At 63.4% G+C, this 23,648-nt stretch carries 30 protein-coding genes; 14 read left to right on the top strand and 16 right to left on the bottom strand.

What is annotated here, in order from left to right; genetic code table 11:
• Positions 1-12 precede the first annotated feature (12 nt).
• Positions 13-711 carry a queuosine precursor transporter gene (locus J4F42_10895; protein ID MCE2486009.1) on the top strand — a complete coding sequence of 233 codons (699 nt, stop codon included), beginning with the start codon at positions 13-15 and terminating at the stop codon, positions 709-711.
• Positions 712-864: 153 nt separating this feature from the next.
• Here J4F42_10895 and J4F42_10900 read toward each other — a convergent pair whose 3' ends face one another.
• Both J4F42_10900 and J4F42_10905 read right to left on the bottom strand, forming a co-directional pair.
• Complete coding sequence (locus J4F42_10900) at positions 865-1,548, bottom strand: glycosyltransferase family 2 protein (GenBank protein MCE2486010.1); 684 nt, start codon at positions 1,546-1,548, stop codon at positions 865-867.
• A gap of 39 nt (positions 1,549-1,587) precedes the next feature.
• On the bottom strand, positions 1,588-2,040 hold the full coding sequence (locus J4F42_10905; protein ID MCE2486011.1) for a VOC family protein: 453 nt from the start codon (positions 2,038-2,040) through the stop codon (positions 1,588-1,590).
• A gap of 478 nt (positions 2,041-2,518) precedes the next feature.
• Here J4F42_10905 and J4F42_10910 point away from each other — a divergent pair, with 478 nt between their 5' ends.
• From J4F42_10910 to J4F42_10930, 5 genes are all read left to right on the top strand, one after another.
• Positions 2,519-2,800 (top strand): type II toxin-antitoxin system Phd/YefM family antitoxin, encoded by a 282-nt coding sequence (locus J4F42_10910; GenBank protein ID MCE2486012.1) that lies wholly within the window; start codon positions 2,519-2,521, stop codon positions 2,798-2,800.
• Positions 2,801-2,803: 3 nt separating this feature from the next.
• Positions 2,804-3,214 carry a type II toxin-antitoxin system VapC family toxin gene (locus J4F42_10915; GenBank protein ID MCE2486013.1) on the top strand — a complete coding sequence of 137 codons (411 nt, stop codon included), beginning with the start codon at positions 2,804-2,806 and terminating at the stop codon, positions 3,212-3,214.
• Between the two features lie 26 nt (positions 3,215-3,240).
• Complete coding sequence (locus tag J4F42_10920) at positions 3,241-4,347, top strand: formylglycine-generating enzyme family protein (GenBank protein MCE2486014.1); 1,107 nt, start codon at positions 3,241-3,243, stop codon at positions 4,345-4,347.
• A gap of 259 nt (positions 4,348-4,606) precedes the next feature.
• Positions 4,607-5,035, top strand: coding sequence for a type II toxin-antitoxin system HicB family antitoxin (locus J4F42_10925; GenBank protein ID MCE2486015.1), 429 nt, complete (start codon positions 4,607-4,609; stop codon positions 5,033-5,035).
• A 70-nt stretch (positions 5,036-5,105) separates the two neighbouring features.
• Positions 5,106-6,290 (top strand): DUF4189 domain-containing protein, encoded by a 1,185-nt coding sequence (locus J4F42_10930; protein MCE2486016.1) that lies wholly within the window; start codon positions 5,106-5,108, stop codon positions 6,288-6,290.
• A 41-nt stretch (positions 6,291-6,331) separates the two neighbouring features.
• On the opposite strand, the gene J4F42_10935 is transcribed toward J4F42_10930, so the two are convergent.
• The 5 genes from J4F42_10935 to J4F42_10955 form a co-directional block, all read right to left on the bottom strand.
• Positions 6,332-6,634, bottom strand: a complete 303-nt coding sequence (locus J4F42_10935; protein ID MCE2486017.1) for a BrnA antitoxin family protein — start codon at positions 6,632-6,634, stop codon at positions 6,332-6,334.
• Positions 6,603-6,872, bottom strand: a complete 270-nt coding sequence (locus tag J4F42_10940) for a BrnT family toxin (protein ID MCE2486018.1) — start codon at positions 6,870-6,872, stop codon at positions 6,603-6,605. The genes J4F42_10935 and J4F42_10940 overlap by 32 nt, the downstream gene beginning before the upstream one ends.
• Positions 6,873-7,076: 204 nt before the next feature.
• A complete protein-coding gene (locus J4F42_10945; protein MCE2486019.1) occupies positions 7,077-7,448 on the bottom strand; it encodes a VOC family protein in 372 nt (123 codons plus the stop codon).
• A 21-nt stretch (positions 7,449-7,469) separates the two neighbouring features.
• Complete coding sequence (locus J4F42_10950) at positions 7,470-8,624, bottom strand: thiolase family protein (protein MCE2486020.1); 1,155 nt, start codon at positions 8,622-8,624, stop codon at positions 7,470-7,472.
• On the bottom strand, positions 8,624-9,043 hold the full coding sequence (locus J4F42_10955; protein MCE2486021.1) for an OB-fold domain-containing protein: 420 nt from the start codon (positions 9,041-9,043) through the stop codon (positions 8,624-8,626). The genes J4F42_10950 and J4F42_10955 overlap by 1 nt, the downstream gene beginning before the upstream one ends.
• A 103-nt stretch (positions 9,044-9,146) precedes the next feature.
• Here J4F42_10955 and J4F42_10960 point away from each other — a divergent pair, with 103 nt between their 5' ends.
• Genes J4F42_10960 through J4F42_10975 form a run of 4 tightly spaced genes read left to right on the top strand, consistent with a single transcriptional unit; the run spans position 9,147 to position 12,922 of the window.
• The gene (locus tag J4F42_10960; protein ID MCE2486022.1) at positions 9,147-9,911 is read left to right on the top strand and encodes an alpha/beta fold hydrolase; all 765 of its coding nucleotides are present in this window, start codon (positions 9,147-9,149) and stop codon (positions 9,909-9,911) included.
• Positions 9,889-10,845: a DUF3445 domain-containing protein gene (locus tag J4F42_10965; protein MCE2486023.1), complete on the top strand. Its 957-nt coding sequence runs from the start codon at positions 9,889-9,891 to the stop codon at positions 10,843-10,845. The genes J4F42_10960 and J4F42_10965 overlap by 23 nt, the downstream gene beginning before the upstream one ends.
• Before the next feature lie 53 nt (positions 10,846-10,898).
• Positions 10,899-12,065 carry a beta-lactamase family protein gene (locus J4F42_10970; protein ID MCE2486024.1) on the top strand — a complete coding sequence of 389 codons (1,167 nt, stop codon included), beginning with the start codon at positions 10,899-10,901 and terminating at the stop codon, positions 12,063-12,065.
• Positions 12,066-12,097: 32 nt separating this feature from the next.
• Positions 12,098-12,922, top strand: coding sequence for an SDR family NAD(P)-dependent oxidoreductase (locus J4F42_10975; GenBank protein ID MCE2486025.1), 825 nt, complete (start codon positions 12,098-12,100; stop codon positions 12,920-12,922).
• An 87-nt stretch (positions 12,923-13,009) separates the two neighbouring features.
• Here the strand turns inward: J4F42_10975 and J4F42_10980 are convergent, their stop codons facing one another.
• Entirely contained in the window at positions 13,010-13,921 is a 912-nt protein-coding gene (locus J4F42_10980) for a TIGR03564 family F420-dependent LLM class oxidoreductase (GenBank protein ID MCE2486026.1), read from the bottom strand.
• A 115-nt stretch (positions 13,922-14,036) separates the two neighbouring features.
• On the opposite strand from J4F42_10980, the gene J4F42_10985 reads away from it, so the two are divergent.
• Positions 14,037-14,774 (top strand): SDR family oxidoreductase, encoded by a 738-nt coding sequence (locus tag J4F42_10985; GenBank protein MCE2486027.1) that lies wholly within the window; start codon positions 14,037-14,039, stop codon positions 14,772-14,774.
• 85 nt (positions 14,775-14,859) lie between these two features.
• Here the strand turns inward: J4F42_10985 and J4F42_10990 are convergent, their stop codons facing one another.
• Together J4F42_10990 and J4F42_10995 are read right to left on the bottom strand one after the other, a co-directional pair.
• Entirely contained in the window at positions 14,860-15,210 is a 351-nt protein-coding gene (locus tag J4F42_10990) for a hypothetical protein (protein ID MCE2486028.1), read from the bottom strand.
• Between the two features lie 653 nt (positions 15,211-15,863).
• Positions 15,864-16,199, bottom strand: coding sequence for a hypothetical protein (locus J4F42_10995; protein ID MCE2486029.1), 336 nt, complete (start codon positions 16,197-16,199; stop codon positions 15,864-15,866).
• Positions 16,200-16,304: 105 nt separating this feature from the next.
• On the opposite strand from J4F42_10995, the gene J4F42_11000 reads away from it, so the two are divergent.
• Entirely contained in the window at positions 16,305-16,505 is a 201-nt protein-coding gene (locus tag J4F42_11000; GenBank protein MCE2486030.1) for a helix-turn-helix domain-containing protein, read from the top strand.
• Positions 16,506-16,644: 139 nt separating this feature from the next.
• On the opposite strand, the gene J4F42_11005 is transcribed toward J4F42_11000, so the two are convergent.
• From J4F42_11005 to J4F42_11030, 6 genes are all read right to left on the bottom strand, one after another.
• On the bottom strand, positions 16,645-18,192 hold the full coding sequence (locus J4F42_11005; protein MCE2486031.1) for a hypothetical protein: 1,548 nt from the start codon (positions 18,190-18,192) through the stop codon (positions 16,645-16,647).
• A 149-nt stretch (positions 18,193-18,341) separates the two neighbouring features.
• Positions 18,342-18,899, bottom strand: coding sequence for a hypothetical protein (locus J4F42_11010; GenBank protein MCE2486032.1), 558 nt, complete (start codon positions 18,897-18,899; stop codon positions 18,342-18,344).
• Positions 18,900-18,983: 84 nt separating this feature from the next.
• A complete protein-coding gene (locus tag J4F42_11015; GenBank protein MCE2486033.1) occupies positions 18,984-19,487 on the bottom strand; it encodes a hypothetical protein in 504 nt (167 codons plus the stop codon).
• 51 nt (positions 19,488-19,538) lie between these two features.
• Entirely contained in the window at positions 19,539-20,060 is a 522-nt protein-coding gene (locus tag J4F42_11020; protein ID MCE2486034.1) for a cupin domain-containing protein, read from the bottom strand.
• An 80-nt stretch (positions 20,061-20,140) separates the two neighbouring features.
• A complete protein-coding gene (locus J4F42_11025) occupies positions 20,141-21,109 on the bottom strand; it encodes an LLM class flavin-dependent oxidoreductase (protein MCE2486035.1) in 969 nt (322 codons plus the stop codon).
• Between the two features lie 18 nt (positions 21,110-21,127).
• A complete protein-coding gene (locus J4F42_11030; GenBank protein MCE2486036.1) occupies positions 21,128-21,562 on the bottom strand; it encodes a PIN domain-containing protein in 435 nt (144 codons plus the stop codon).
• A gap of 414 nt (positions 21,563-21,976) precedes the next feature.
• Between J4F42_11030 and J4F42_11035 the strand changes: the two genes are divergently transcribed.
• Both J4F42_11035 and J4F42_11040 read left to right on the top strand, forming a co-directional pair.
• Positions 21,977-23,239 carry an LLM class flavin-dependent oxidoreductase gene (locus J4F42_11035; protein ID MCE2486037.1) on the top strand — a complete coding sequence of 421 codons (1,263 nt, stop codon included), beginning with the start codon at positions 21,977-21,979 and terminating at the stop codon, positions 23,237-23,239.
• Positions 23,236-23,648 (top strand): alpha/beta fold hydrolase (locus J4F42_11040; protein ID MCE2486038.1); only part of this gene is annotated, 413 nt, incomplete at its 3' end. The genes J4F42_11035 and J4F42_11040, both read left to right, overlap by 4 nt.

A 23,648-nucleotide genomic window follows, 5' to 3' on the forward strand; every position in this document is an offset into this window, starting at 1 on the left:
TGTCTGGCCTGTATGCAAGAGGAGCAAGATGAGCCTGCCGCCTCGACCTGGTCGGTCCATTCCAGCTATGTCTTCTATTCCTTTTTGGCCGGTATTTTTCTCACCTCGCTGACCCTGGGCAATGTCGTCGGCATCACCAAGTTTGTTGATCTGGGCTGGTTTGTGATTCCGGCCGGCCTGCTGGCCTATCCGTTCACCTTTCTGGCCACCGACCTGATCAGCGAGCTGTACGGCCGCCGACGAGCCCAGGCGCTGGTGTGGGTCGGCCTGTGCATGAACCTCTTCATGCTGTTCCTGATGTGGTTTGGCCATACGCTGCCGGACGCGTCCGGGGTGTCGGGCGCCAGCGCCACGTTTGAACAGGTATACGCGTTCATGAAGCCGAATGTGGTGGCGTCGATGATCGCCTATCTGGTCGCCCAGTCGGTCGATGTCCAGCTGTTTCATTTCTGGAAGAGGCTGACCCGGGGACGCCACCTGTGGCTGCGCAACAACGGCTCGACGCTGTTGAGCCAGCTCGTTGATACGGTCCTGATTTCGTTCGTGTTGTACGCCTCGGGCGGGCTCGGCAGCCAGATTGACTCGGTGGCCAAGCTGATCCCGCTGGTCTTGTCGTCCTACGCCTTCAAATGCGTCTTTGCCGTGTTGGACACGCCGTTGTTCTACCTCGGCGTCTATGTGCTGCGCGAGCGGCTGCCCAGCGCCGAGTAGGAGCGCTGCTCAGGCGCGTTGCGCCTTACGCTCAGGACTAAGGGCCTCCCGTTCATGCTGAGCGTAGCGGAGCGAAGTCGAAGCAGGGAATGCCGGATCACGTCCGGCCTGACGAGAGCGGAACAGCAGGGCTACAGCCTAACGTGAAACGCTCTAAGAGCGCTGGGCAGGCCGTTGCTGGTCGGCCCATTCCTGGTAGCGCGCGATCCGCAGGCTGTCGGGCGTTTCGTGCAGACAGTAGGTGGTCGGGGTCCGAAAGGTGGCGACCTTGAAGCGCCGTCGGGCTCTGGTCCACAGGTCGAGATCTTCCCCGTAGTTGAGGTCACCAAAGCCGCCCAGGGCGAGAAACACGTCCCGTTTGCCAAACAGGGTCCCGCCGATAATACAGTCGGACAGCCGGACCAGCCGTTGGGGATCGAAGAAATCGACCGTCCAGTCTTTGCCCAGGACACGCACCCCGCCCTGCACCAGGTCAAGTCGGTGGCGGCGTAGCAGCCTGAGCCGCGTCTCCAGATGCTTGGGCAGATACTCGTCGTCGCTGTCCAGGCAGGAGATATACTGCCCGCGGGCGTGTTGAATGCCGAGATTGCGAGCGGCGCCAACGCCGCGATTGGTCTGGTGCAGATAGCGGAGCCGGGACGTTTTGCGCTGCCAGTCCTGCACGACCTGGGCCGTGTTGTCGGTGCTGCCGTCGTCAATGACGATCAGCTCCCAGTCGCTGAAGGTCTGGGCCAGGACTGAGCGCAGGCTGCGGGGCAGCAGGTGGGCGCGCTCGAAGGTCGGCAGGATGACCGAGATGCACGGCGCGGCCGCGGCTGAGCGCGTCTCCCCCTCCATAGCGGTGCCCCTGTCTGAAAACGCGGTCTGGCCGATCTCCTAGTGATAATCTCCGGACGGATTGAAGCCGGCTCCGTCGGCAAAAATTCCCCTGCCCGGCACGTAGTTGACCTCCAGGCGGGTGCCGACCGGGTCTTCAAACAGCACCGAGTAATAGCCCGGCGCCCACGGTCCTTCCTCGGGCGGGTGAACGACGGTGGCGTGCTGCTCCTGGAGGAAGGCGTACACCTGGTCAACGTCCTCCCGACTGCGGGCTCGAAAGCTCAGGTGGTGCAGGCCGACGCTGTTCTGGACAAAGCGGTCCTTGGCATGGGCGTCGTCGCAGCGGCTCACACCGAGCGCGGTCCGACCGCCGACATAGTAGATCATGTCCTCGCCGCTGAAGGCCTGCTTGAGACCCAGAAAGGGCAGCACTGCCTCGTAAAAGCTCCGGCAGCGGTCCCAGTCACTCACTGTCAGGATGACGTGGGCCATCCCGTTGACTTCGATCATGCTCCCTCCTGACCCGGCTTCGATACCACACTCGGCCCGGGATTGGTAGCCGTGGGCAGCCTGGGCGGTTGCAAATGTTTGACCTGCTCCGAGTGCGGAAATCGCGTCGGAAAAATCCCCCTCAATCTCCCTTTCCAAACGTGTGATGCCTATTGCGTTGTCCTGCGGCTCAGAAGGCACCCACCCCGGCCCTTCGGGCCAGCCCTCCGAGGAGGGGATCCGCCCCCATCCCCTCCTCGGAGGGGTGCCGCGTGAGCGGCGGTGTGGGGGCCTTCGCACGGCTGGTGAGCACAGGTTCCTGAGAATGGGCATTACACGTTGGCAAAGGGGGAAGCCTGTTCTGATCCCCGTCGAGGGGCGTGTCGCGCCAGCGCAGGGGATTTGTAGGGGGCGGAGAGGCGTCCTCGTAGGGGCGGGTTTCAAACCCGCCCCCTGCCGCGCTAGAGTGTACATAATCATAGGCATAAGGGAGATGGTGATGACCGACAGACATTCGATTGCCGAGGCGCGCCGCAACCTGCCGAGCCTGGTCCGCGCGGCGGAGAGCGGCACCGCCGTAGAGTTGACCCGTCACGGGAAATCGGTGGCAGTGCTCATCGGCTGGAAGGCATTCGAGCAGCTTGCCGCAGGTCGGCGCCGCTTCAGCGAGACCTACGCTGCCTTCGCCAAAGACGCCGACTTGCAGACACTCGGGCTGGAGCCTAACGAGGTGTTCGGGACCGTGCGGGACATGACGCCGGGCCGTGACATTGAGCTGTGAGGCGTGGAATACCTACTGGACACCAATGTCGTCTCGGAACCGCTGCGGCCGCAGCCGGCCGCCGGCATCATGCGCGGATTGCGGGCGCATGAGAGCGTGTCGGCGATCCCGGCGCCGGTCTGGCACGAGTTGCGTTTCGGCTGTACCCGGCTGCCGCGGTCGCGCCGCCGGGCCGTGATCGAACGCTACCTTGAGGAAGTTGTCCTGGCGAGCTTTCCGGTGCTCGCCTACGACCGGGACGCTGCGGACTGGCACGCGCTTGAGCGGGCGCGTCTGAGCCGGACCGGCCAAGTGCCGCCGTTTGTCGATGGACAGATCGCGGCGATCGCGTATGTCAACGGCCTGACCCTGATCACCTCGAATACGAGCCATTTTCTGGGCTTCAAGGGGCTGCGGGTGCAGAGCTGGACGTGAGCGGAACAGAAGGGTATGAGGGCGGGATGCGAATGCGGATATACCGGCTGTGTGTCCCGATGCTGACCGTGTTGCTGATGGCAGTCGAGGCGACCGCCCAACTGCCGCCGGATATTCAGGCCGACCGTTACCTTATACAGGCTGAGCGCCATATTGGGACCGGGGACTATACCGCGGCCAAGGCGACCCTGGACCGGATTCTGGAGTTGCAGGCCGAGCATGATCTGGCCTTGCCCGAGGCGTTCTGGTTCAAGCACGCTCAGGTGTCGCACCAGGCGGGAGATCATGCGGAAGCGGTGGAGTCCGTCACCCGCTATCTGACGACCGCGGGCTGTGAGGGAGCGCATTACCGAGAGGCGCTGGAGCTATTGGATCGGGCGGAGGCGGAGGCGGAGGTGGAAGCGGAGCGGCAGGCTGCGGAGCGACGGGCGGCGGAGATACGCCGCGTTCTCAACGAGATGGAGTTCGTGCTGATTGAGCCAGGGACCTTCGAGATGGGCTCACCGGAGACGGAAGCATGGCGAGTTAGTGACGAAAGGCTGCACCGTGTGATGCTCAGCCAGCCCTTTTATCTGGGCAAGTACGAAGTGACGCAAGGGCAGTGGCAAGCGGTGATGGGGAGCAATCCGTCACTTTTCGCCTGTGGTGCCACCTGTCCGGTGGAGAATGTCTCCTGGGAGGACACGCAGGCATTTATCGCGGCTCTGAACCGGCAGGAGGGCGTAGAGAAGTACCGGCTGCCAACCGAAGCGGAGTGGGAGTATGCGGCGCGGGCGGGGACGCAGACGGCGTATCACTTTGGGGATGATGCGTCCCAGTTAGGGGCGTATGCCTGGTATGGTGACAACGTTGATTACGAGAACCTCATCCACCCGGTGGGGCAGAAACGCCCGAATGCCTGGGGCTTGTATGACATGCACGGGAACGTGCAGGAATGGGTGCAGGACTGGTATGGCGGCTATCCTCATGGCGCGGTGACCGACCCTCGCGGCCCGAGTTCAGGCGCCCGCCGGGTGGATCGCGGCGGGAGTTGGTTCAACAGTGCCCGCCAGTGCCGGGCGGCGGATCGCGGCGATAGTTCGCCGGGCTATCGCAACGGCGACCTGGGCTTCCGCCTGGCGAGAATTTCGTGACCCTGTGTGCTGTTACCCTTTTACGCTTTGTGGTGGTGGGGCAGCCGTCCCGCGTGCTGTCCCGAAGGGCGCACGGCGGGCGGCAGGGGTGGGGTCTTGGGGGTCCAGGGGCGAAGCCCCTGGTCGCAGCGGTTTTGTAAAGTGCTTCTTGTCCCTGGGTTTCTGAACAAGGAAGCTGCGCCGGGTCTCCTGTCCGCCATGATCCGTCAGCTTGGCCTGACCCGCCGCGATTTTCGATGAGGATGAAAAGGAGCGTTGCATGCAGTTTCGCTATCCCGCCCGGCTACAGCCCGACCGCTCAGGTGCCATTCTCGTCTCATTTCGGGACCTCCCGGAGTGTCTCACGTCCGGGGCTGACGCGCCCGAAGCCCTGAGAGAGGCGGGCGATGCCCTTGAGGAAGCTATCGCCGGCCGCATCGACGATGGCGAACCGATCCCGGTGCCGAGCCGGTTGCGGACCGGCGAGCGGCTCATTGCCGTACCCCCCGACATGGCCGCCAAGGCAGCGTTCGTGCTCGCCTTCCGTGACAGTGGGCTGTCACGGCTCGCCGTGGCACGTCGCCTCGGCGTCAATGAAAAAGTTGCCCGGCGCTGGCTCGATCCGCGCCACCACACGGCGGCCACCCGCCTGCACACAGCGCTGCGGGCCTTCGGCCAGGAACTCATTGTGGCATCCCAGACGGCGTGAAAAACGTGACCGCTGCGGGGCTTGCCACAGCGATTCTGGTTCACGTGTTTTGAGGAAGGATTCAGCAAAGATGCACCGTATCGCAAAAGTGTTGCTGCCCGTCGCTGTGGTGGCGGGCCTGCTCGTCTGGGGTGCGCCGGCCTTATCGCAGAGCCGAGGGCCGGTCGCCAGCAGTTTGCTGCTGCTGATTGACGCCTCGGGGAGTATGGGGGACGCCATCGGCAGCGGCAACCCCCAGGTGAAGATAGCGGCCGCCAAGCAGGCCGCCATCACCGCCTTGGGCCGGGCGGCAAAGAGCGGCGCCGTCGAAGTGGCCGTGCTGGCCTTCAGCGGCGACTGCCAGAACCCCGTCCCGCGCTATCAGGACTTCACCCGTGACATCAATCAGCTGACCCGGTTCATCAGCAGTCTGCAACCGGGCGGTGGTACACCCATGGCAGACGCCTTGCTCTTCGCCAATCGCTACATGGCCAACAATGGTGACGCCGGTGCGTCCGACCGGATGATTATGCTGCTGGCGGATGGCCAGAACGACTGTGGCGATGTTGGCCAGGCCATGGCCAGCTTGCAGGCCAGCGGGATCATCTTCCGCCATGAAACGGTCGGGTTTGGCATCATCCCTACCTCCCAAGCCGCCCAAGATTTACGCGACATTGCCACCCAAACCGGCGGCACCTACCATCATGCGGCAGACGCCACGCAGCTCGCGGACGTATTCATGGAATTTGTGGAGACGCTGAGTGTGATTGACCTGCTGGGACGGTTTGGCAGCAACGCACAGGCACCGTCCAGCGGGCCGCAGCGCCAAAAAACTGGAAATCCGCCCAGGGGTTCGCAGAGCCAGCAGACAGGGAATCAGCCCCCAGCAAACAGCGGCAGCTTGACCAGTATGCTCGGCAGCTTCACAGCTCCATCGTCAACGCCGAAAGCTGACCCTCCAAAGCCTCCTCAGTACGGGGCGCTGGCCATCGGCTCGAACCAGGGACCGGCCTGGGGCTGGGCCATCAACTATGCGACGCCCCAGGCTGCGGATCGCCGAGCGCTTCGGGAGTGCGGCGGTAACTGCCGTATTGTCATGCGCTTCAGCAACGAATGCGCGGTCTTCGCCGCAGACCAGGCGCAGGGCAACACGAGTTATGGCTGGGCGCATGGGTATGACACGAGCGCTGGAGCGCAGAACAGGGCTACCGACGAATGCCGCAAAAAAGGCGGAACCTCGCGCATCGTGCGAGCCTGGGGGTGTACGCGACGATAATCGGCAGGGGCGGCTCTCTCTCACAAGTGAAACCGGCCGGACTATTCGTCGCTCCTGAGGGGCGATCCGCCGGCGGCTTCCTTGAAGGCCCGTAACACGGCGTTCATCCGGGTCTGATAGCCGGCGCCCTGCGCTTTGAACCACGCCAGCACATCGGCATCCACCCGTAGGGAAATCAGCGTTTTGGGGGGAGCGGGCCGTAAGCCCTGGCGGGCAATGCCGCGCACGATGTGGTTCACCTCGGTGGCCGGATGCTCATCGGTGAGCCGAATGTCTGTGTCCTGCATCGCCTTGAGTCGCAGCCAATCCGTCTTAGACGTTTTGGAAGAAGATGATTTGCTCATGTCTGGTCGCCTTTCGGAAGGAGATGATATGAATGCGTTCTGTCGTCTCAGTATGCACGAGCGAGACGCAGACGCCTCGGAGAAGGCCCAGGGTCACAAAACGCTGTTCGGGATACTGAAATCGGTCGTCCTCAAAGGTGAATGTCGGTCCGGCAAAGACCTCTTCGGCATCCACGAAATCTAAGCCATGAGCGGTCAGGTTGGTGCGGCGCTTCGGCTCGTGCCAGGTAAATCGCACCTCAAGACTATATATACAAATCGTATATTCTTCAAATCAGACGCTGTCACATGAAAGAAACACCTGAGATGTGGCAAAGGCGAACTCGGCTGAGGCGAGACAGATGTGGGCCGAGTACCAACACCGGCACGATCTGTCTGACCGCTCGGGGCAAACGGCAGGGATTGATCCACGCAGCGGACGTGTCTGGCTTGGCGGAAGCGCTCAGGCCGGGGTGAGCGGAGCGCATAGCTCCAGGGCGTGGCCGTCCGGGTCTGAGAAGTAGGCCGACTTGGCCGGCATCCAGTCGTGGGTCACCGGGCCTTCGACGGCAACGCCCCTATCGCGCAGGGTGGCCACGGCTTGCTCCAGATCGGCCTCACGAACGGTGAAGGCCAGGTGCTGGGCCGACCAGTGCCGGGGGTCTTCCTGAAGCACAATCATGCCGGCCTGTCCGCCGACCCGCAGAAACAACCATTTGCGGGCTTCGTCCCGTATACCGACTTCGAGCCCCAGCGTATCGCAGTAAAAGGCTTCGGCCTGGGCCAAGTCCTTGACCCGCAGGGCCAGCTCGTACAGTCCTTGAATACCGAGCATGGTTTTCTCCTCCCACATGTGTCAGGCCGTATCCCGTTGCAGCACATGGACGACACACACCGCGCCAACGCCGACCATGTGGGCCAGGCCGGTCCGGGCGTTCGGCTGCTGGCGAACGCCGGCCTCGCCCCGCAGCTGGCGGGTCAGCTCGACAATCTGGCCGGCCCCGGTCGGTCCGATCGGATGACCCATGGCCAGCAGCCCGCCGGACGGGCTGACCGCGCAGCGCCCGCCGATATCCAGCCCGCCGCTCTCCAGCAGCCCGGCCGCCCCGCCCTCGGCGCACAGACCCATGGCTTCGACATACAGCAACTCCTCAATGCTGAACGCGTCGTGGAGTTCGATAACGTCGAGATCGGCCGGCGTGATACCGGCCTCGTCATACGTCTGGGCAACCGTCTCGCGCGTCAGCTCGGCGTCGAAGTTTGCGGCTCCGCTGTACACCCGCTCGGTCCGCAGGGTCGAGGCCAGAACCCGGACGGCTCTGGCCCGCTTGATGCCCAGCCGTTCGATGGCCTCGGCCGAGGCGACAATGACCGCCGCCGCGCCCTCGCCAACCGGGCAGCACTGCAAGCGGGTCAGCGAGCCGGAGATGGACGGGCCGGCCAGGACTTCTTCCAGGCTGCGTTCCTGCTGACGCTGGGCATACGGGTTGTTGGCTCCGTTGCGGTGGTTTTTGACCGCCACCGCCGCAATCGTTTCCGGGCCGACCCCGTGGTGATGCATATAGGCGTTGGCCAGCAGGGCAAAATGGGTAAAGGGCACCGCGCGTGCGCCAACCAGATCCGCCACCCCAGCCTTGCGCGAGGCCAGGCGCAGTCCCTCGGGCTTATCCACCCCCATGGCCAGGACGACATCGCTCACCCCGCCGGCCACCTCCAGACAGGCCTGACGAAAGGCCGAGGAGCCCGAGGCCGAGGCGTTCTCAACCTGGGTCATGGGGATGCCGGTGGTGCCGAGGTGGCGCAGCATGATCCGGGTCGGGGCAATGCCCAGCTGGGCTGTGCCGTTGTACACCGCCTCAACGCTCGGCCAACCAATATCGGCATCGTCCAGCGCCGCCCGAACCGCAGTCAGACCCAGCTCCACGTAGGTGGTGTCGCTCTTGTGCTGGTAGCGGTGCAGGCCCGTCCCGACCACATACACTGGACGCAGGTCTCGTAATGTTTTGCCCATCAGGCTGCCTCGACTTTCGGGTTTTTTTCAAACCGGAGTTCGGTCCGTTCGTTGCCGTCGGTATCCGGGCCGGTAGGGACGAGGACCGCCCGCACCCGATCTCCGAGCGACAGCTCGGCGTCGGTCGGGCAGGTCATCAGCGCCCGGATGGTGGGGCCGTCGTCCAGGCTGATGGAGGCGACGGTGAAGGGGGTTGGCGTGCTCGGGTCGTGGTGGACGTGGACCGTAGCGCTGGCCTGCACCACGCCGCTGCCGGCCAGCAGCCGGGGTTCAATCTGTTGTGCGGCCGCCCCGCACGACTCGCAGCTGTAGGCGTGGGGCGGGAAGAAGGTATAGCCGCAGGCGCGGCAGCGCTTGGCGCACAGCCGGGGTGGCTGGGCGGCGTCGGTGGTGTACAGCTGGGGGCGGGCAGAGGCCATGGGCTCATCCTCCGAACGGTTTCCAAACGGTTTCCCTGGCGCGGCAAATGTGATGCAATGCCGAGCTTAGCATATTCTGGACGGTTCTGAATGGAGGCGCGGCATGCCAAGGCTTGATCGTGACGGGGTTCATATCTACTACGAAACGCACGGCTCGGGTCCGGCCGTGCTGCTGACGCACGGCTTCAGCGCCACGACCGCAGCCTGGCAGCCCCAGGTCGACGCCCTGTCCCAGCGCTACCGGCTTATGAGCTGGGACCTGCGCGGCCACGGTCAGTCGGACAGCCCGGACGACCCGGCGGCCTACTCCGAGGCGCTGTCAATCGCCGATATGCTCGCTCTATTGGACGCCGAGGGCGTCGAGCAGGCCGTGCTGGGCGGTCACTCGCTGGGCGGCTATCTGTCGCTGGCGTTTCACTGCGCCCATCCCGAGCGGGTCAAGGGCCTGATGCTGCTCGGCACCGGGCCCGGCTTTCGCAAGGACCCGCCCCGCGAGGCGTGGAATCAGCGCGCGCGATCTTTTGCCGACACGTTCGAGCAAAAGGGGCTCGACGCCCTGGGCCGGAGTCCCGAGGTCCGGGCCGGCTCGCATCGCTCGGCCCAGGGTCTGGCGCATGCCGCCCGCGGCATCCTGACCCAGCACGACGCCCGGATCATGAACGCCCTGGGCTCCATCGACGTACCAAGCCTGGTGATGATCGGCGACCGGGACAAACCCTTTTTGGCCGCGACCGATTATATGGCCGCAAAAATTCCGCAGGCAAAAAAGGTTATCCTGAGAGACGCCGGGCACGCGGCCAATATCGAGCAGGCGACGGCATTCAACACCGAGTTCGGAGCCTTTCTTGACCAGCTGTGGGCAGACTGAGACTGCGGCGACCGGGCCGGTCTTTCCGCCTGACCCCGATTATACGCCCTACACGGCCCAGCCCTTCCGGGTTGCCATGGGGCTGCTGCCCCTGGATCTCAAGGACTGGATCGAACCCGACGCTCACCTGGCCGCCGACCTGGCCGAAAAGGAGCGGCTGCTTGCCGAGCGCCACGACGAAGTCGTCAACATCCGGCCCGAGGCCGAGCCCGGCTCACAAGAAGTCCTCGATCTTCTGGCCGAGCACCTGCCGGCCCGTTTCCCGCGCCTGTACCAGCGCAGCGGAGACGAACTGCGGAATGCGGTGACCGGGCAGTCCTGGAATCTGGCCGGGTCTGGGCTGCACCCGCTCGATCTGGCCGGACGGCTGGTCCAGGAGGACGTGTGCCTGATGCACAAAGAGCCGAACTCCGAGGTCTATCGCCTGGTCGGGGCGTCGGTGTGTTTTCCGACTCGCTGGAATCTGGCCGAAAAGATGGGCCGCTCGCTGGCGGCGATCCACGCTCCAACGCCCGGCTACCGGGAGCGGCTCGACTCGAGCATGAACCGCTACTTTGCGCGCATGCGCAAGCCGGTGTGGCGGCTCAACTGGGGGCTGGTCGACGACCCGACGCTGTTCCAATCGAGCGGCCACAGCCGGAGCGGCTTTAATCCGGACATTACGGCCGACAACGCGGGGGACAAACTGTGGCTGCGCATGGAGCGCCAGACCTTGCGGCGGCTGGCGCGCAGTCAGGATATCGTGTTTACGATTCGGATCTATGTCAAACCCTTCAGCCACCTGCGCGCGTACCCGCAGCGGGCTGCGGCCATGGCTCGGGCGCTGCGCGGCATGCCCGACTGGTGGCGTTTGTATAAAAGCCTGCCGGCGTTTCATGACGCCGTCCTGGGCTGGCTGGACAAGCTCGGTCGGTCGGACGCCGGGCAGGCATGAGCCGCAGCTTTCAGGTTGTCCGCTCAGGAAACGCGAGCACAGGAGGGAGCAGCATGACACCCATTGACACGGTTTTGCAGCAGGCGGTCGAATCCGGCGACGTGCCCGGTCTGGTCGCCATGGCGGCAAACGACAGCGACATCATCTACCAAGGTGCGGCGGGCAGACGCGGCGACGCCACCGCTCCGGCAATGACGACCGACACGGTCTTCCGCATCGCCTCGATGACCAAGGCGGTCGCCTCGGTGGCAGCCATGCAACTCGTCGAGCAGGGCCGGCTGTCGCTCGACGAAGCCCTGGAGACAAAAGTTCCCCAGCTGGCCGAGCGCCAGGTGTTCGACGGCTTTGACGCCAGCGGCACGCCCAGGCTGCGTCCGGCCGCCCGGCCGCTCAGCCTCAGACACCTGCTGACCCACACCTCGGGCTATTGTTACGAGATGTGGAACGCCGAGTTCATCAAGTTCGCCGAGCAGTCGGCCACCCCCCGCTTTACCGATGGCGGCGACGGGTTCCTGGATTCGCCCCTGGTGTTCGATCCCGGACAGCGCTGGGAGTACGGCATCAGCACCGACTGGGTCGGCCGCGTGGTCGAACACCTGAGCGGACACAACCTGGCCGACTACTGCCGGGAGCATATTTTTCAGCCGCTGGGCATGACCGACACCGGTTTCTCGCCGAGCCCGGACCAGCGCAGCCGGCTGGTCAATGTCTGCCAGCGCCAGGATGACGGCTCGCTCGTCCAGATCGAGTTTGAACTGCCCTTTGACGGTCGGTTTTTCGGCGGCGGCGGCGGGCTGTACGCAACCGCGGGCGACTATCTGGCCTTTGTGCGCATGCTGCTGAGCGGCGGGACCTACAAGGGTGCACAGGTGCTCAAGCCCGAGACGGTCGGCCTGATGGGCGAGAATCATATCGGCCAGCTGAGCGTTGGCGCGGCTACCTCCGCGATCCCCTTTCTGTCCAACGACATCGAGTTTTTCCCCGGCCAGGACAAAAAGTGGGGGCTGGGGTTTCTCATCAACACCCAGGCGCTGGACACCGGCCGTTCGGCTGGCAGCCTCAGCTGGGCCGGCATCTTCAACTCCTACTATTGGATCGATCCGCACAAAAAGGTCACCGGCGTGCTCATGATGCAAATCCTGCCCTTCTTCGACGCCACGGCATTAGGGGTTCTGGACGGCTTTGAGACGCAGGTGTATCGCCAGCTGGGGCGGGTTTAGCCCGGGCGGTCGATTCCGAGCGGGGGCGCGACATGCAGGACTTGGCGGACAGGGTGGCGGTCATTACCGGGGCGGCCAGCGGTATCGGTCAGGGCTTGGCCCGGCGCCTTGCCCGGGAGGGCATGAAGCTGGTGCTGGCCGATATCGAAGAGGCGGCCCTGCTTGAGGTGGAGAAGGAGCTGCGTCTAGGCGGCACGCCGGTGCTAGCGGTCAAGACCGACGTGGCGCGCAAAGCGTCCGTCTTTGCTCTGGCCGACCGGGCTTTCGATGCCTTCGGCCGGGTACATATCGTGTGCAATAACGCCGGCGTGTCGGGCGGGCTGGGCCATATCTGGGACATCCCCGACCAGGACTGGGAGTGGATCATGGCGGTCAATGTGTCCGGCGTGCTGCACGGCATCCAGGCCTTTGTGCCGCGCATGATCGAGCATGGCGAGGAGGGCCTGATTCTCAATACCAGCTCGGTGGTCGGCCTGACGACCGGCACCAGCTCGGTGTACGGCGTCACCAAACACGCGGTGAGCCGCATGACCGAAGGGCTGCACTACGACCTGCGGGCGGCCGGCTCGAAGCTCAGGGCCGCCCTGTTAGTGCCCGGGGCAACCGCGACAAATATCCTGTACGCCGACCGCAACCGGCCCCAGGATCTGCTGGTGCCGCGCAACGAGGAGGCCCAGGCGGCTTTGATCCAGCGGCGCCAGGCCCGCCACGCGCGTCTACAGGAAATCGGTATGACGCCCGAACAGCTGGCCGACCTCACGGTCGAGGGCATCCGCCAGGAGCGGTTGTATATCATCGCCGATCCCGAGCGGACCGCACAGGCGGTGCGGCTGCGCATGGAGGGCATTGTCGAGTGAACGTGTCCTCCATGCACCTGAACAGGTTGACACGTGTACTCTTTGGTGACGGGCCGCGTCCCGAGGCGGTCGGCTGAGACGGCTCGCTCAGCACAGCGAACTCAGAAAATCGACCGTGCGCTCGAACGCTCCCGCGTCGGCCTGAAAGACAAAGGCGCACAAGTCGGTCACCCCGACATCTTCGAGACGCTTGAGTTCGCCCGAAATCGTTGCCGCATCCCCCAGCAGCGCAACCTCTGGCGGCTGGCCGAGTCCGCCGCGGTCCAGCATGGTCCGATACGCCGGCAGCTGGCTGTAGATGGCGAACACCTTGGCCGCCACCTCCAGGGCTGCGGCCGGGTCGTCGGTGATGGCCAGCGGCATGCCGGCAATGACCCGAGGAGCCGGCCGGTCGGCGGCTTTGGCCGCGTCGGTGATGCGCGGCACGACATGTTCACGCAGGGCTTTGTGACCGGCCATCCAGGTCACCGTGCCGGCCGACTCGCGCCCGGCAAAGTCGAGCATCTTGGGACCCAGGGCGGCCAGCACGACCGGCACCGGGCTCGCGCCCTGGACACTGATATCCGCCTTGACCCGGTACTCCTGACCCTCGTGGTCAACCGGCTGGCCGTCGAGCAGCGGCCGCATGACCGCCATGTACTCGCGCATGTGGCTGAGGTGGCGGGTATAGGCCAGGCCATACATGTCTTCAATCACGAACTTATGCGACAGGCCGATGCCCAGGGTGAAGCGCCCCTTGCTGGCCGCCTGGGTGGTCAGCGCCTGCTGGGCCATGGCCACCGGGTGGCGCGGGTAGGTGGGCACCACGGCCGTGCCCAGTTCGATCCGGCTCGTCTCGCGTCCGACCAGCCCCAGCAGGCCGATCGCGTCGTGCGCAAACGCGTGGGCCAGCCAGGCCGAGTGCAGGCCGGCCGCCTCGGCCCGTTGCGCCCTTTGGATGACCTCGTCCATAGGCGGGCTCTCTCCGGCTCCTTCACCGATCATCATACCGATACGCATGCTGTGTTCCTCCTTGTCGATGTGTGACCGTGTTGGTGTATACCAGCAATGATGCTACAAAGCATCCTCGGCGCCGGGGGGCGCTGAAATACAGCAACGGATGGATAGCGGCACCATGAACGAAATTGATTTCAGCGGCAAGACGGTTCTGGTCATCGGTGGTTCGAGCGGGATCGGCAACGGCATTGCCCGCCAGTTCCGAGACCACGGAGCCGAGGTGTACGTGTGTGGCACCCGGGCGTCTGTCGAGGACTATACAGCCGAAGACGTTTCAGACTTGAGCGGGCTGCACTACTTTCAGCTGGACGTGTCGCAAGACGACAATGTCCAGGCCTTTCAGCCGCCTTTTGCCAAGCTCGATGTGCTCGTCGCCTCGCAGGGCACGGTGATGTACAAACGGGCCGAGTTTGAGATGCCGAACTTCCGCAAGGTCCTCGACGTGAACCTGATGAGCGTCATGAACTGCTGCATGAAGTTTCACCCCATGCTGAAGGAGACCAAGGGCAGCGTGGTCATCCTGGGTTCGGGGGCGAGCTTTTTTGCCGTCTTCGGCAATCCGGCCTACAGCGCCAGCAAGGGCGCGCTGCGGACCCTGACCATGACCCTGGGCGAAGCCTGGGCGCGCGACGGCATTCGGGTCAACGGTATCGCGCCGGGCCTGATCGTCACCAAGATCACCAGGGTGACCTGGGATCATCCGCGTCGCTACGAAGACTCCCTGAACGAAATCCCGCTGCGGCGCTGGGGTACGCCGGAAGAGATGGGCGGGATCGCCCTGTTTCTGGCCTCGCCGCTGTCTTCGTATATGACCGGTCAGATGCTGCTGGTCGACGGCGGCATGGGCCTGTCGTAACGTTCGTGTCGAGAATAAGATTGCGGGAGAATGGACGAATCGCCCTGTATCAGAAGAGCGTCGGATTCACCCAACCTACGGAGCTTCAGGAGCCAAACAGCTTCGAGACCGGCTCGATTAGCCCGAGCGCTACGAGCAGTCCGACCAGCACCAACACGATATTAAGGGTAAACCGCAGCCCATCGAACTTGGCTTCCAAGCCGCTGAACTTGACCTCCAAGCCGCTGAACTTTTCTTCCAGCCCGTCGAACTTGGCCTCCAGGGCATCGAACTTGACCTCCAGGGTCTTGAAGTCGGCTTGTAAGGCCATGAAATCCGCCTTGGACGGGAGTTGCTCGGTCAACTCGTCACCGAGCACGCGGGCGAGGGCTTCGGCCTGCGCCCCGGCAAAGCCCGCCTCCTTGAGGCGGTCGGCAAAGCGGAGGGTGTTAATCAAGGTTTGGCTTATGGGCTGTGCTCTGCTCTGTCGAACATAGTCGGTTCCCGCTGGGGGTTCAAGTTTCTGCAGCCGGTGTCAGCCGAGGGCCGTCTTCGCACAATCAATTCCAAAGGTTGCTCTCGCCCTGAGGGAGAGAGCATAAGGTTGCAAGAGAACGGACGAACCGCCCTGTATTCAGGGGAGCGTCGGATCATGCTTCGTTGATGCCGCCCGGATGAAGTGTAGCGGAATCCGGTATTCCGACTGACGCCTCAGCCCCGGTGCTTCTTATGTGGAGCTGAGAAAGTCATTGAGGCGGGTGATTCCGTCAGTTCGTAGGATCAGACCCGGCTGAGTCCGCTCCTGTTCCATAATCCGATTCAGGGCGTCAACGATCGATTGATCCGACAGCCAACGACCCGACCCAGGCCGGAAAATTCCAATAACTCCGTGGTGCGGTATGCGCTCTAAGGCGAGTCGATAGAGTCCCGTAGGATCGCGGCGGCCCTTTCGACCAACATTAGCGGTCAGAATCGGGATAGCCACGCGCTGAGCTGCGGCAAAGACTTCCTCGTCGGAAGTTCCCGTTGATAATTGGACGACATCATACCCAGTCACTTTCAGACGTGTGAGAAGGGCAGTGCTGACACTATCTTCATCAACCAGAATCTTCACGGTTTCGGCGGATGTGACCGGGCGAGTTCATCGCTGAGGGCTAATTCGTCAGCCTCATCGGCTTCGATCACATCGTGAAAACGTCCATAGTAGTCAAGGGCTTCCTTCAGAGCTTCCACGGGGAGAGACCAATCTTGAGCAGCGTTCTCAAGGCTCTGGCTATTCGCTCGCATGGACTCAATAACGCGGGACACAGGCAACTTCGGCCGTCCAACAAAGAATGCCTGCCGGAGCCAATGGTCTGGCTGCTGCATCAGATAGCGATAGACAGGTGCTGCTCGTATCGTGCCAGCGGTTGCAGCGGGAATGTCTAAGGGATTTACATCAGTCATAATTATCCCTCGTCCTTTTACCAGACATAGCGCTCTCACGCTGTCCGGTCCAGCCGATCCAAACGACACGCTGCCGCACGGCAACGCCGAGACGAGGCCGAAGCGATGCGGGACATGGGAAAGTTCGTCCGGCGCGTCCGCAAGCGCCTGGGCTTCACCCAACACGAGTTCGCCCGCCGCATCAACGTGCCGCAAGACACGATCCGGAACTGGGAACAGGGCAAGCGTCGTCCCACCGGTGCGGCCAAGGCGTTGCTTCGCGTGCTCGACAAGACGCCCGAGGCAGCGCTGTTGGCGTTGCGCTGAAGCCGTGCCGCGACCCGCGGCCGCCGGCTCGAACACGCCGAGGCATTCGGCAACCCTCAGCGGTCACTCGGTCTCACTCCCACCCGAGGATCAGGCCGGTCGCCACTTCTCCATCAACGGCGGATTGCTGGTCGAGTCCTCAATCATAGCACAGGGCGTATCCCCCGGTGCCGTACCACGATCCTAGCGAGACGTGGTAGTTGTCGAGGTTAGCATGATCCAGAAAGTGCGACGGCTTGTTGTGATCGTGCCGTGCAACGAAATAATGCCGTCGGCCACTCCAGATCGCATTGCCGTCTCTCGATATCCGATAGCCGTTGCCGAGCTCGCCCGGCCCCGGCTGCTCGCCCGCTGGGACCATCTTGAGCCCTGCGGTGAAGGCCGCCAGGGAGCCGCCCCCTTGGTAGTAGCTCACGATGTCGTTCCAGTCGGCCAAGCGAAAACCGCTGCCCAACTGCGCCCGGCACTCCGCATCATGGTCCTGCGCTTCACTCAACTCGTGGGCAATAACGTGAAACCGCCCGTAACTCGCCAGCGCCCTGAGGTCCGGTTCTCCCCCTCCGACCACTCTCAGGTTGTCCACCAGCACCGGATCGGACGCACTTCTCCCCATTATCCATACATAGCCCTCTCGCCCGTAGCCCGCTTGTGCCCGCGAGTGCTCCACGATCCCCAGCCGGCGCTGATTCAGCCAGACCTCTATGCGCCGGTCGGAGAGAATCTGCATCCGCAGATGGTTCCAGCCGGCTTGGGTATATGCCACGGAATCCGCGTCAGGGCTCCCGCCGACAAAGGCGGGACCGACACGCATCCGGTCCGTCGTTGTTTGGGGGCCTAAGCTGAACAACCGATAGCTGTCTCCCGCAGGAGCCCGGTCCCGGGGGTCAGAACACCCATCAGCCCCGACCGGGGCACTGTCGGGCCGGTAGTCAGTTGCCATCATCGCCACGCTGAGCCAATGCGCATAATACCGGTTGGTGTTCATATAGAACTCGAGGCTGATTTCCAAACCCTCGGTGATCGGAAACACGGCCTCCGGGACATTGAAGACGACGCCGCTGTCGTAGCACCCGTCTCCGTTGAGGTCCAAGGCTGTCCGGCCGGCAACGGTCGAGATCATCGGCAGCGGGGTGCCATGTGTGTCGAAGCCCGCAATACTGTCCAGATTGTGGGTATAGGACTCACCGTCCGGCGGCGGCTGAATCTCCGTCCCGTCCCCGACCAGCTCCAGGTGTTGGGTGCTCTCATTCCAGCGAAAGTGGGCCGTCTCGTCCGGGGAGGGGAGATCTTCAATCATGCACTCACCCTGTGCCCCCATCACAAACTCCTCCCCGAAGGTCGCCACCGTGAATGTACTCCGGGCAAACTCCACTCCGTTATCGTACGCCACGGCCGTGTGGGAGCCATCGGCCAGAAACGCCCAATTGAACTGGGCAATAAAGCCGTTGTCGGTCGCGCCCTGGCAAGCCGACTGGGTGTCGGCCCGAGGCATGCGGGTCGCCATACGAATAGGCCCCCCGCCGTCAATCCGGACCGTCACCTCACCGTGGTGACACTTCCAGCCCCCGATGTACCCGAGCCCCGAGACATTGGCCCCGGGCGCAGGACTCTCCAGCGTTGCCGCGTGGGCCAGCGTCGAGGTCAAGACGAGCAGACCACACACCAGCAAACCAATCAGATTCCGCATCGTGCCTCCCTGGCAACCGTTCGGTGAGAATATCCATCCCCTCATACGTACCTGCCAGCCGTTTGTCCCTACTCAAATGGATAGTTTTTCGGCGTCGGGTGGAAATTTTTGGGGCGGACGGGGGGAGACGGGGCAGGGGTGAAGCGGAGTCAGGCGTGCGGCGGGGGAACCCCGACGGTGGACAGCACCAAGCGCACCACGTCGGCCTGGTGGGAGAGGCCCAGCTTGGCGTACATCTGCCTGAGGTGCCAACGCACCGCCGCTTGCGTCCGATGCGTCGCCACGGCAATGTCCCGGACACTGTGGCCTGCGGTCAAGGCGGCCGCCACCCGGCTTTCGGCGCGGGAGAGGCCGAGCGTCGTGGCGAGGAAGGCGGGATCAATCTGGGGCCGTTCTGCGAGGTCGACGAGCAGCACGAGAGCGGCAACGCGCTGGGCGCCAAAGTCGGCCCGGTGGGTGACCGGGCTGATATGCAGAGTCAACGGGAGCTTGCCGGAGGGCCGTCGGACCGTCATGGACCCGCTGGAGACGGTCTGACCCCAGTGGGGCAGAGCACGCGCCAACAGCCGCCGGAGCTTGGCGTTGTCGGCCGGGAGCCGGGCACGCAGGACGCCGTCCCGGTCTGCCAGGCAGTCAGCTCGCCGGAGCAGGTTTGAGGCGCGGGTGTTGGTCTCGACGATTGTCCCGTGGCGGTCAAGAAACAGCACGCCGAGCAGGGCGTTGTCGAGCAGGGATGTCAGCGAAGTACCAAGCGCCTCGGCGCTGGCCAGTGCCTGGCGGACGCGAACGAACTAACGAATGTGGGGCAGCAGCTGTTGTATCAACGCGATCTGTTCGGAGCGCCATCCATGCGGGTCGTCAGGGTCTGTAAACGCCCAGATGATGCGTAATCCGTCCGGGCCGTCCATACGCAGGTTCAGCCCGTTGCCGGCGCCAAACCGACACAAGAGTTCGTTATACGTCGGGGAAGTCTGTAGCTCGTGTTCCGTGTAGGCATTCGTGACGTGAACCACACGGCTGTCGGGCAGGCGGAGTAGCCGTTGGACACGTTCGTCGTGGGGGAAGTAGGTATTGGCGTACATTCTCCCCATTTCGACGACTTCGCCGTGACAATACGCCTCACCAAAGACGAACTCGGCGTCGTCCCGAGTATGACCGCTCTCAATCGCCAGATGACTGCCCCACATCCCGACCGCCTCATCAATCAGGGCCGAGGTGTGGGGCCATAAGGTGTCGTTCAGCGCGGTCTCGTGCAGCGCGGCGACGATGTGATCAAAGGCGTCCTGCTGGCTCATGGCGGCTCTGAGACTGTACAGCGCCCACAACCCAACCGCCCCTTCAGTCCGCTACGCGGCTTTTTTGCGCGGCGCTTTTTTGGGCCGCTTGGTGGTGGCCCGCTTGGCGCTGGGCCGCTTGGTGCGTCGCTTGGACGCCTCAAACGCGTCCTGGGCGCGTTTGAGTTCTTCCCAGCTGATATAGCCCTCGAACTGATCCTCGCCAAAGAACAGCACCGGACCGTTGCAGATGAATAGGTACTCGGTGTCTTCGAGGGCGGTGGTCGCCCCGTGGATCATGCCGTTGGCCTCGTACACGTAGTCGCCGGCGTCGAGGGTGCCGTCCCGAACCTGGAGCTTGCCCTTCAGAATGAAGGTGTGGGAAGCGCTGAGGTGTTTATGCGGCGGCGCGGCATAGCCCTTGAGCCAGCGGAACATGACCGCCCAGCTGCCCGACTCCGAGCCGGTCCACAGTACTTTCATGAAGGCGCGTTCGGGATCGGCCTCGTTGGGAATCCAGTCCATGTCTGCGGTCCGGGCCAGCGAATCCATGAGTTCGCTGTTAAATGGGGTAATATCTTGCGGTAGTGCCATGCTGTCCTCCTTGTTTTTGGCATTGCGTTCTGTCGATCAAACATGCCTGGCGACAGCCACGGATGCAAGCCGGTGGAAGCTCAGTTCAGGCGTGGCAGGACCTTTTCGGTCAACAGTACAAAGCTCTGGTGGCTGAGCGGCGCACCGATCAGATAGTCGAGGTGGATGTCCTGGTGCAGGCGCGCCAGCTCATCGACCACCCGCTCGGGCGAGCCGTGAATAATGACCCGGTCCACATAGTTCTGGACCGGATCGCCGACAACGCCGAAGCGCTTGGGGTCGACATAGGCGTCGATCAGCCAGCGCGCGCCCTGGCTGGCGACCTGTCTGGCCTGGGCGTCGGTCGGCGCGATGGCCAGCAGCCGGGCCATGGGGATATCTCGGCCGCTGATCGAATGGCCGTGGTGCTCCAGCTGATCCCGGTAGCTGGCCCATTTTTGGCCGATCTCGGCGTGGGTCGAGTGGGGGTCCATGAGAATCGAATAACCCAGGGCGGCCGACCAGGCGATGGCGGCCGGCGAGGACGCCGCAGTCCACACCGGCGGGTGGGGCTGCTGGAGCGGCTTGGGCAGCACCTCCACCCCGTCAAAGGTGTAGTACTGGCCGGTGTAGTGCAGCCGCTCATCCGTCCAGGCTCGAAGCACAATATCGACGCTCTCACGGAAGCGGGCCTGGCTCTCGTCCAGCGGCACGTCAAAGGCCCGAAATTCGTTGACATCAAAGCCCCGTCCGACGCCCCAGTTGACCCGCCCGCCGGACAGGATGTCGAGCAGGGCAATCTCCTCGGCCAGGCGCAGCGGGTGGTAGAGGGCGGCCAGACTCACCCCGGTGCCGATGCGCAAACGCTGTGTCCGAGCCGCCGCATAGCTGCCCATGACCGGAATGGACGGGCACACGCTGTAATCGGTGAAGTGGTGCTCGGTCAGCCACACCGCGTCATAGCCGGCGCGGTCCATGATCTCGATGCGCTGCAGCGTCCGCTCATACACGGTCGGCAGGCTGACCCGCCGGCCGGGCCAGCTGAAGAACTGGAGAATGCCGAATTTCACACATGTGCCTCGTTTCGCTCAGCGCTCTCTAAGCTCCTGCGCCAGCAGCGGATGATGCTCTCTTATCATCCGATCCACACTACATATCGGAGTACGACGCGCGTGACTGTGGGCAGCTAATAAACGATCAAAGGGATCTCGTGTCCAGGACTGGTCCAATGCATGCCGAACGAGGGAGAGAAGCGGGACTTCATCAATAAGAAACCGCTCATCGCGCAGGAGCATTTCGGTAAAGGCCGGATTCTGAATGGTGATGCGTCCGATTTCGGCCAGATATTGGATCTCCAGAAGAGAGACGGGCGAAACGCCCCAGGGACGATAGCGGTCGAGCCAGGGAAATGCGGAGAGCCTGGAGGAGCCGAGTACGAGCCAGATCACGAAGTGGGTGTCGAGCAAAAGCGTCATGTGTTCTTGTGTGTAAGCGGAGTCATCGACCGAGGAGGTCCCTGCCATTCCCAGCCCCACTCATCCGCCCGGTCCGCATCCGGTGCGTACAGCACGGAGCGATAGTCTGGAGTCTGCTCTTTTCCTGTTGCCGTCATACTCTCTTTGCAGGACATCTCCACCTGTCGCCCTTTGCGCTCTACAATGACGACCTCTCCCGCAACAATCTCGTCAAGCAGACGGAACCACTGCTGTCGGGCTTCAGATGCAGTTACACGCTTCATATGGACAATGTACAAGTCAATGATTTCAGGGTAAACCCCCGGATAGGAGGACGGTGCGCGCAGGGGCAACCCGGGTGAAATGTCTCGGTCGCTACACGCCTGTCTGAGGCGAGTCCCCTCTCGACGCTAGCGGCTTTTCAACGTAGTCTGGGGCGCTGACAGCCCTATCCCGCGAACCCTTTGTCTTGAGGAGGTCGTTATGAAGTTTACCTGGTTCAACCTGATGCCGTGGCCGCATCTGCCGGATAATTTCCGAGAGGACTACCGCTCGGTGTGGGTGGATTTACCCAATAGCCTCTACGACCCCAAAAAGGGCCATTTCGTCTACCACCAGTATATGGACCAGTTGGAATACGCCGACTCGCTGGGCTTTGACGGTATCGGCGTGAATGAGCACCACCAGAACGGCTATGGCCTGATGCCCTCGCCCAACATCATTGCCGCCGGCCTGGCCCGGCGGACCTCCCAGGCGGCCCTGGCGGTGATCGGCAACTCGATTGCCCTGTACAACCCGCCGATCCGGGTGGCCGAGGAGTTTGCCATGCTGGACGTGATTTCGGGCGGTCGGCTGCTGGCCGGCTTCCCGGTCGGCACGTCCATGGATACCAACTATTGCTACGGCCAGATTCCGGCCATCACCCGCGACAAATACGCCGAGGCGCACGAACTCATCATGCGCGCCTGGGCCGAGGAAGAACCCTTCGCCTTTGACGGTAAATACAACCAGCTGCGCTGGGTCAACTGCTGGCCCAAGCCCATCCAGCAGCCGCACCCGCCGGTCTATATTCCGGGTGGCGGCTCGATTGAAACCTGGGATTTCTGTCTGGATAACGACTACAACTACTCGTATCTGTCGTTCACCGGCTATCTGCGCGGCAAGCAGCTGATGGACGGCTACTGGGACCGGGTTGCTGAGCGCGGCAAGGACGAGTCGCCGTACCGGGGTGCGTTTGCCCAGACCATCTGTGTGGCCGACACCGATCAGGAAGCCGAAAAGCTGTACGCCGAGCACGTCAGCTATTTCTATAACCGGTGTCTGCACGTCTACAACGGCTTTGCCGACGCACCGGGCTATCGGACGATCAAGACCATCAAGGCGAATGTCCTGAACGCCCTGAGCGAAGACATGCAGCAGACCTTTCCGACCCTGACCTGGAAGCAGCTGCTTGACGAGGGCTACGTCATTGCCGGCAGCCCGGCGACGGTGCGCGACCGGATGAAAGACATGATCCAGGGCTTGCACGTCGGGCATGTTTTCTGCCTGATCCACATCGGCAATATGCCGGATTGGAAAACGCGCTACTCGACCCAGCTGTTCGCCGAACAGGTCATGCCCCAGCTGCGCGACATGTGGCCGGACTGGAAGGATGACAACCGCTGGTGGTGCAAGCCCATGGACGAGCGGCTGGAACCCGAGACGACTATCGAAAAAGCCCGGGCCAACGGAAGGATCCCGCTGTGAACAGCCGGATGATCGAGACCCGGCCAGGGATCACCGTGCGTGTCTTCGAGGCCGGCAGCGGCGCGCCGCTGGTCTTTTTGCACGGGGCGGGCGGCCTGTTCGGTCAGGAGCCGTTCCTGGACCGCCTGGCCGAGCACTACCGGGTCTTCGCCCCCGAGCTGCCGGGCTTTGGCGAGTCGAGCGGTGAAGAACTGCTGGAGGACATGCAGGACTTTACCCTGCACGGCTGGGATGTGGTCGGCGCCCTGGGGCTGTCCAAGCCCCATCTGGTCGGCCACTCCATGGGCGGGATGATCGCGGCCGAAATGGCCTGTGTAGCGCCGAACGATGTGGACAAACTGGTCCTGGTCGCCTCGGCCGGCCTGTGGATTGCCGAGCAGCCGATTCCCGATCTGTTTTCCTTTCTGCC

The organism is Desulfurellaceae bacterium (genome assembly GCA_021296095.1).
GTDB lineage: Bacteria > Desulfobacterota > Binatia > Bin18 > Bin18 > JAAXHF01.

What these genes read in the sequence shown, in the direction of transcription:
- J4F42_10895 (MCE2486009.1), top strand. Translation starts at nt 13, where the DNA reads ATGCAAGAGGAGCAAGATGAGCCTGCCGCCTCGACCTGGTCGGTCCAT.
- J4F42_10900 (MCE2486010.1), bottom strand. Translation starts at nt 1,548, where the DNA reads ATGGAGGGGGAGACGCGCTCAGCCGCGGCCGCGCCGTGCATCTCGGTC.
- J4F42_10905 (MCE2486011.1), bottom strand. Translation starts at nt 2,040, where the DNA reads ATGATCGAAGTCAACGGGATGGCCCACGTCATCCTGACAGTGAGTGAC.
- J4F42_10910 (MCE2486012.1), top strand. Translation starts at nt 2,519, where the DNA reads ATGACCGACAGACATTCGATTGCCGAGGCGCGCCGCAACCTGCCGAGC.
- J4F42_10920 (MCE2486014.1), top strand. Translation starts at nt 3,241, where the DNA reads ATGCGAATGCGGATATACCGGCTGTGTGTCCCGATGCTGACCGTGTTG.
- J4F42_10925 (MCE2486015.1), top strand. Translation starts at nt 4,607, where the DNA reads ATGCAGTTTCGCTATCCCGCCCGGCTACAGCCCGACCGCTCAGGTGCC.
- J4F42_10930 (MCE2486016.1), top strand. Translation starts at nt 5,106, where the DNA reads ATGCACCGTATCGCAAAAGTGTTGCTGCCCGTCGCTGTGGTGGCGGGC.
- J4F42_10935 (MCE2486017.1), bottom strand. Translation starts at nt 6,634, where the DNA reads ATGAGCAAATCATCTTCTTCCAAAACGTCTAAGACGGATTGGCTGCGA.
- J4F42_10945 (MCE2486019.1), bottom strand. Translation starts at nt 7,448, where the DNA reads ATGCTCGGTATTCAAGGACTGTACGAGCTGGCCCTGCGGGTCAAGGAC.
- J4F42_10950 (MCE2486020.1), bottom strand. Translation starts at nt 8,624, where the DNA reads ATGGGCAAAACATTACGAGACCTGCGTCCAGTGTATGTGGTCGGGACG.
- J4F42_10955 (MCE2486021.1), bottom strand. Translation starts at nt 9,043, where the DNA reads ATGGCCTCTGCCCGCCCCCAGCTGTACACCACCGACGCCGCCCAGCCA.
- J4F42_10960 (MCE2486022.1), top strand. Translation starts at nt 9,147, where the DNA reads ATGCCAAGGCTTGATCGTGACGGGGTTCATATCTACTACGAAACGCAC.
- J4F42_10970 (MCE2486024.1), top strand. Translation starts at nt 10,899, where the DNA reads ATGACACCCATTGACACGGTTTTGCAGCAGGCGGTCGAATCCGGCGAC.
- J4F42_10975 (MCE2486025.1), top strand. Translation starts at nt 12,098, where the DNA reads ATGCAGGACTTGGCGGACAGGGTGGCGGTCATTACCGGGGCGGCCAGC.
- J4F42_10980 (MCE2486026.1), bottom strand. Translation starts at nt 13,921, where the DNA reads ATGCGTATCGGTATGATGATCGGTGAAGGAGCCGGAGAGAGCCCGCCT.
- J4F42_10985 (MCE2486027.1), top strand. Translation starts at nt 14,037, where the DNA reads ATGAACGAAATTGATTTCAGCGGCAAGACGGTTCTGGTCATCGGTGGT.
- J4F42_10995 (MCE2486029.1), bottom strand. Translation starts at nt 16,199, where the DNA reads ATGACTGATGTAAATCCCTTAGACATTCCCGCTGCAACCGCTGGCACG.
- J4F42_11000 (MCE2486030.1), top strand. Translation starts at nt 16,305, where the DNA reads ATGCGGGACATGGGAAAGTTCGTCCGGCGCGTCCGCAAGCGCCTGGGC.
- J4F42_11005 (MCE2486031.1), bottom strand. Translation starts at nt 18,192, where the DNA reads ATGCGGAATCTGATTGGTTTGCTGGTGTGTGGTCTGCTCGTCTTGACC.
- J4F42_11015 (MCE2486033.1), bottom strand. Translation starts at nt 19,487, where the DNA reads ATGAGCCAGCAGGACGCCTTTGATCACATCGTCGCCGCGCTGCACGAG.
- J4F42_11020 (MCE2486034.1), bottom strand. Translation starts at nt 20,060, where the DNA reads ATGGCACTACCGCAAGATATTACCCCATTTAACAGCGAACTCATGGAT.
- J4F42_11030 (MCE2486036.1), bottom strand. Translation starts at nt 21,562, where the DNA reads ATGGCAGGGACCTCCTCGGTCGATGACTCCGCTTACACACAAGAACAC.
- J4F42_11035 (MCE2486037.1), top strand. Translation starts at nt 21,977, where the DNA reads ATGAAGTTTACCTGGTTCAACCTGATGCCGTGGCCGCATCTGCCGGAT.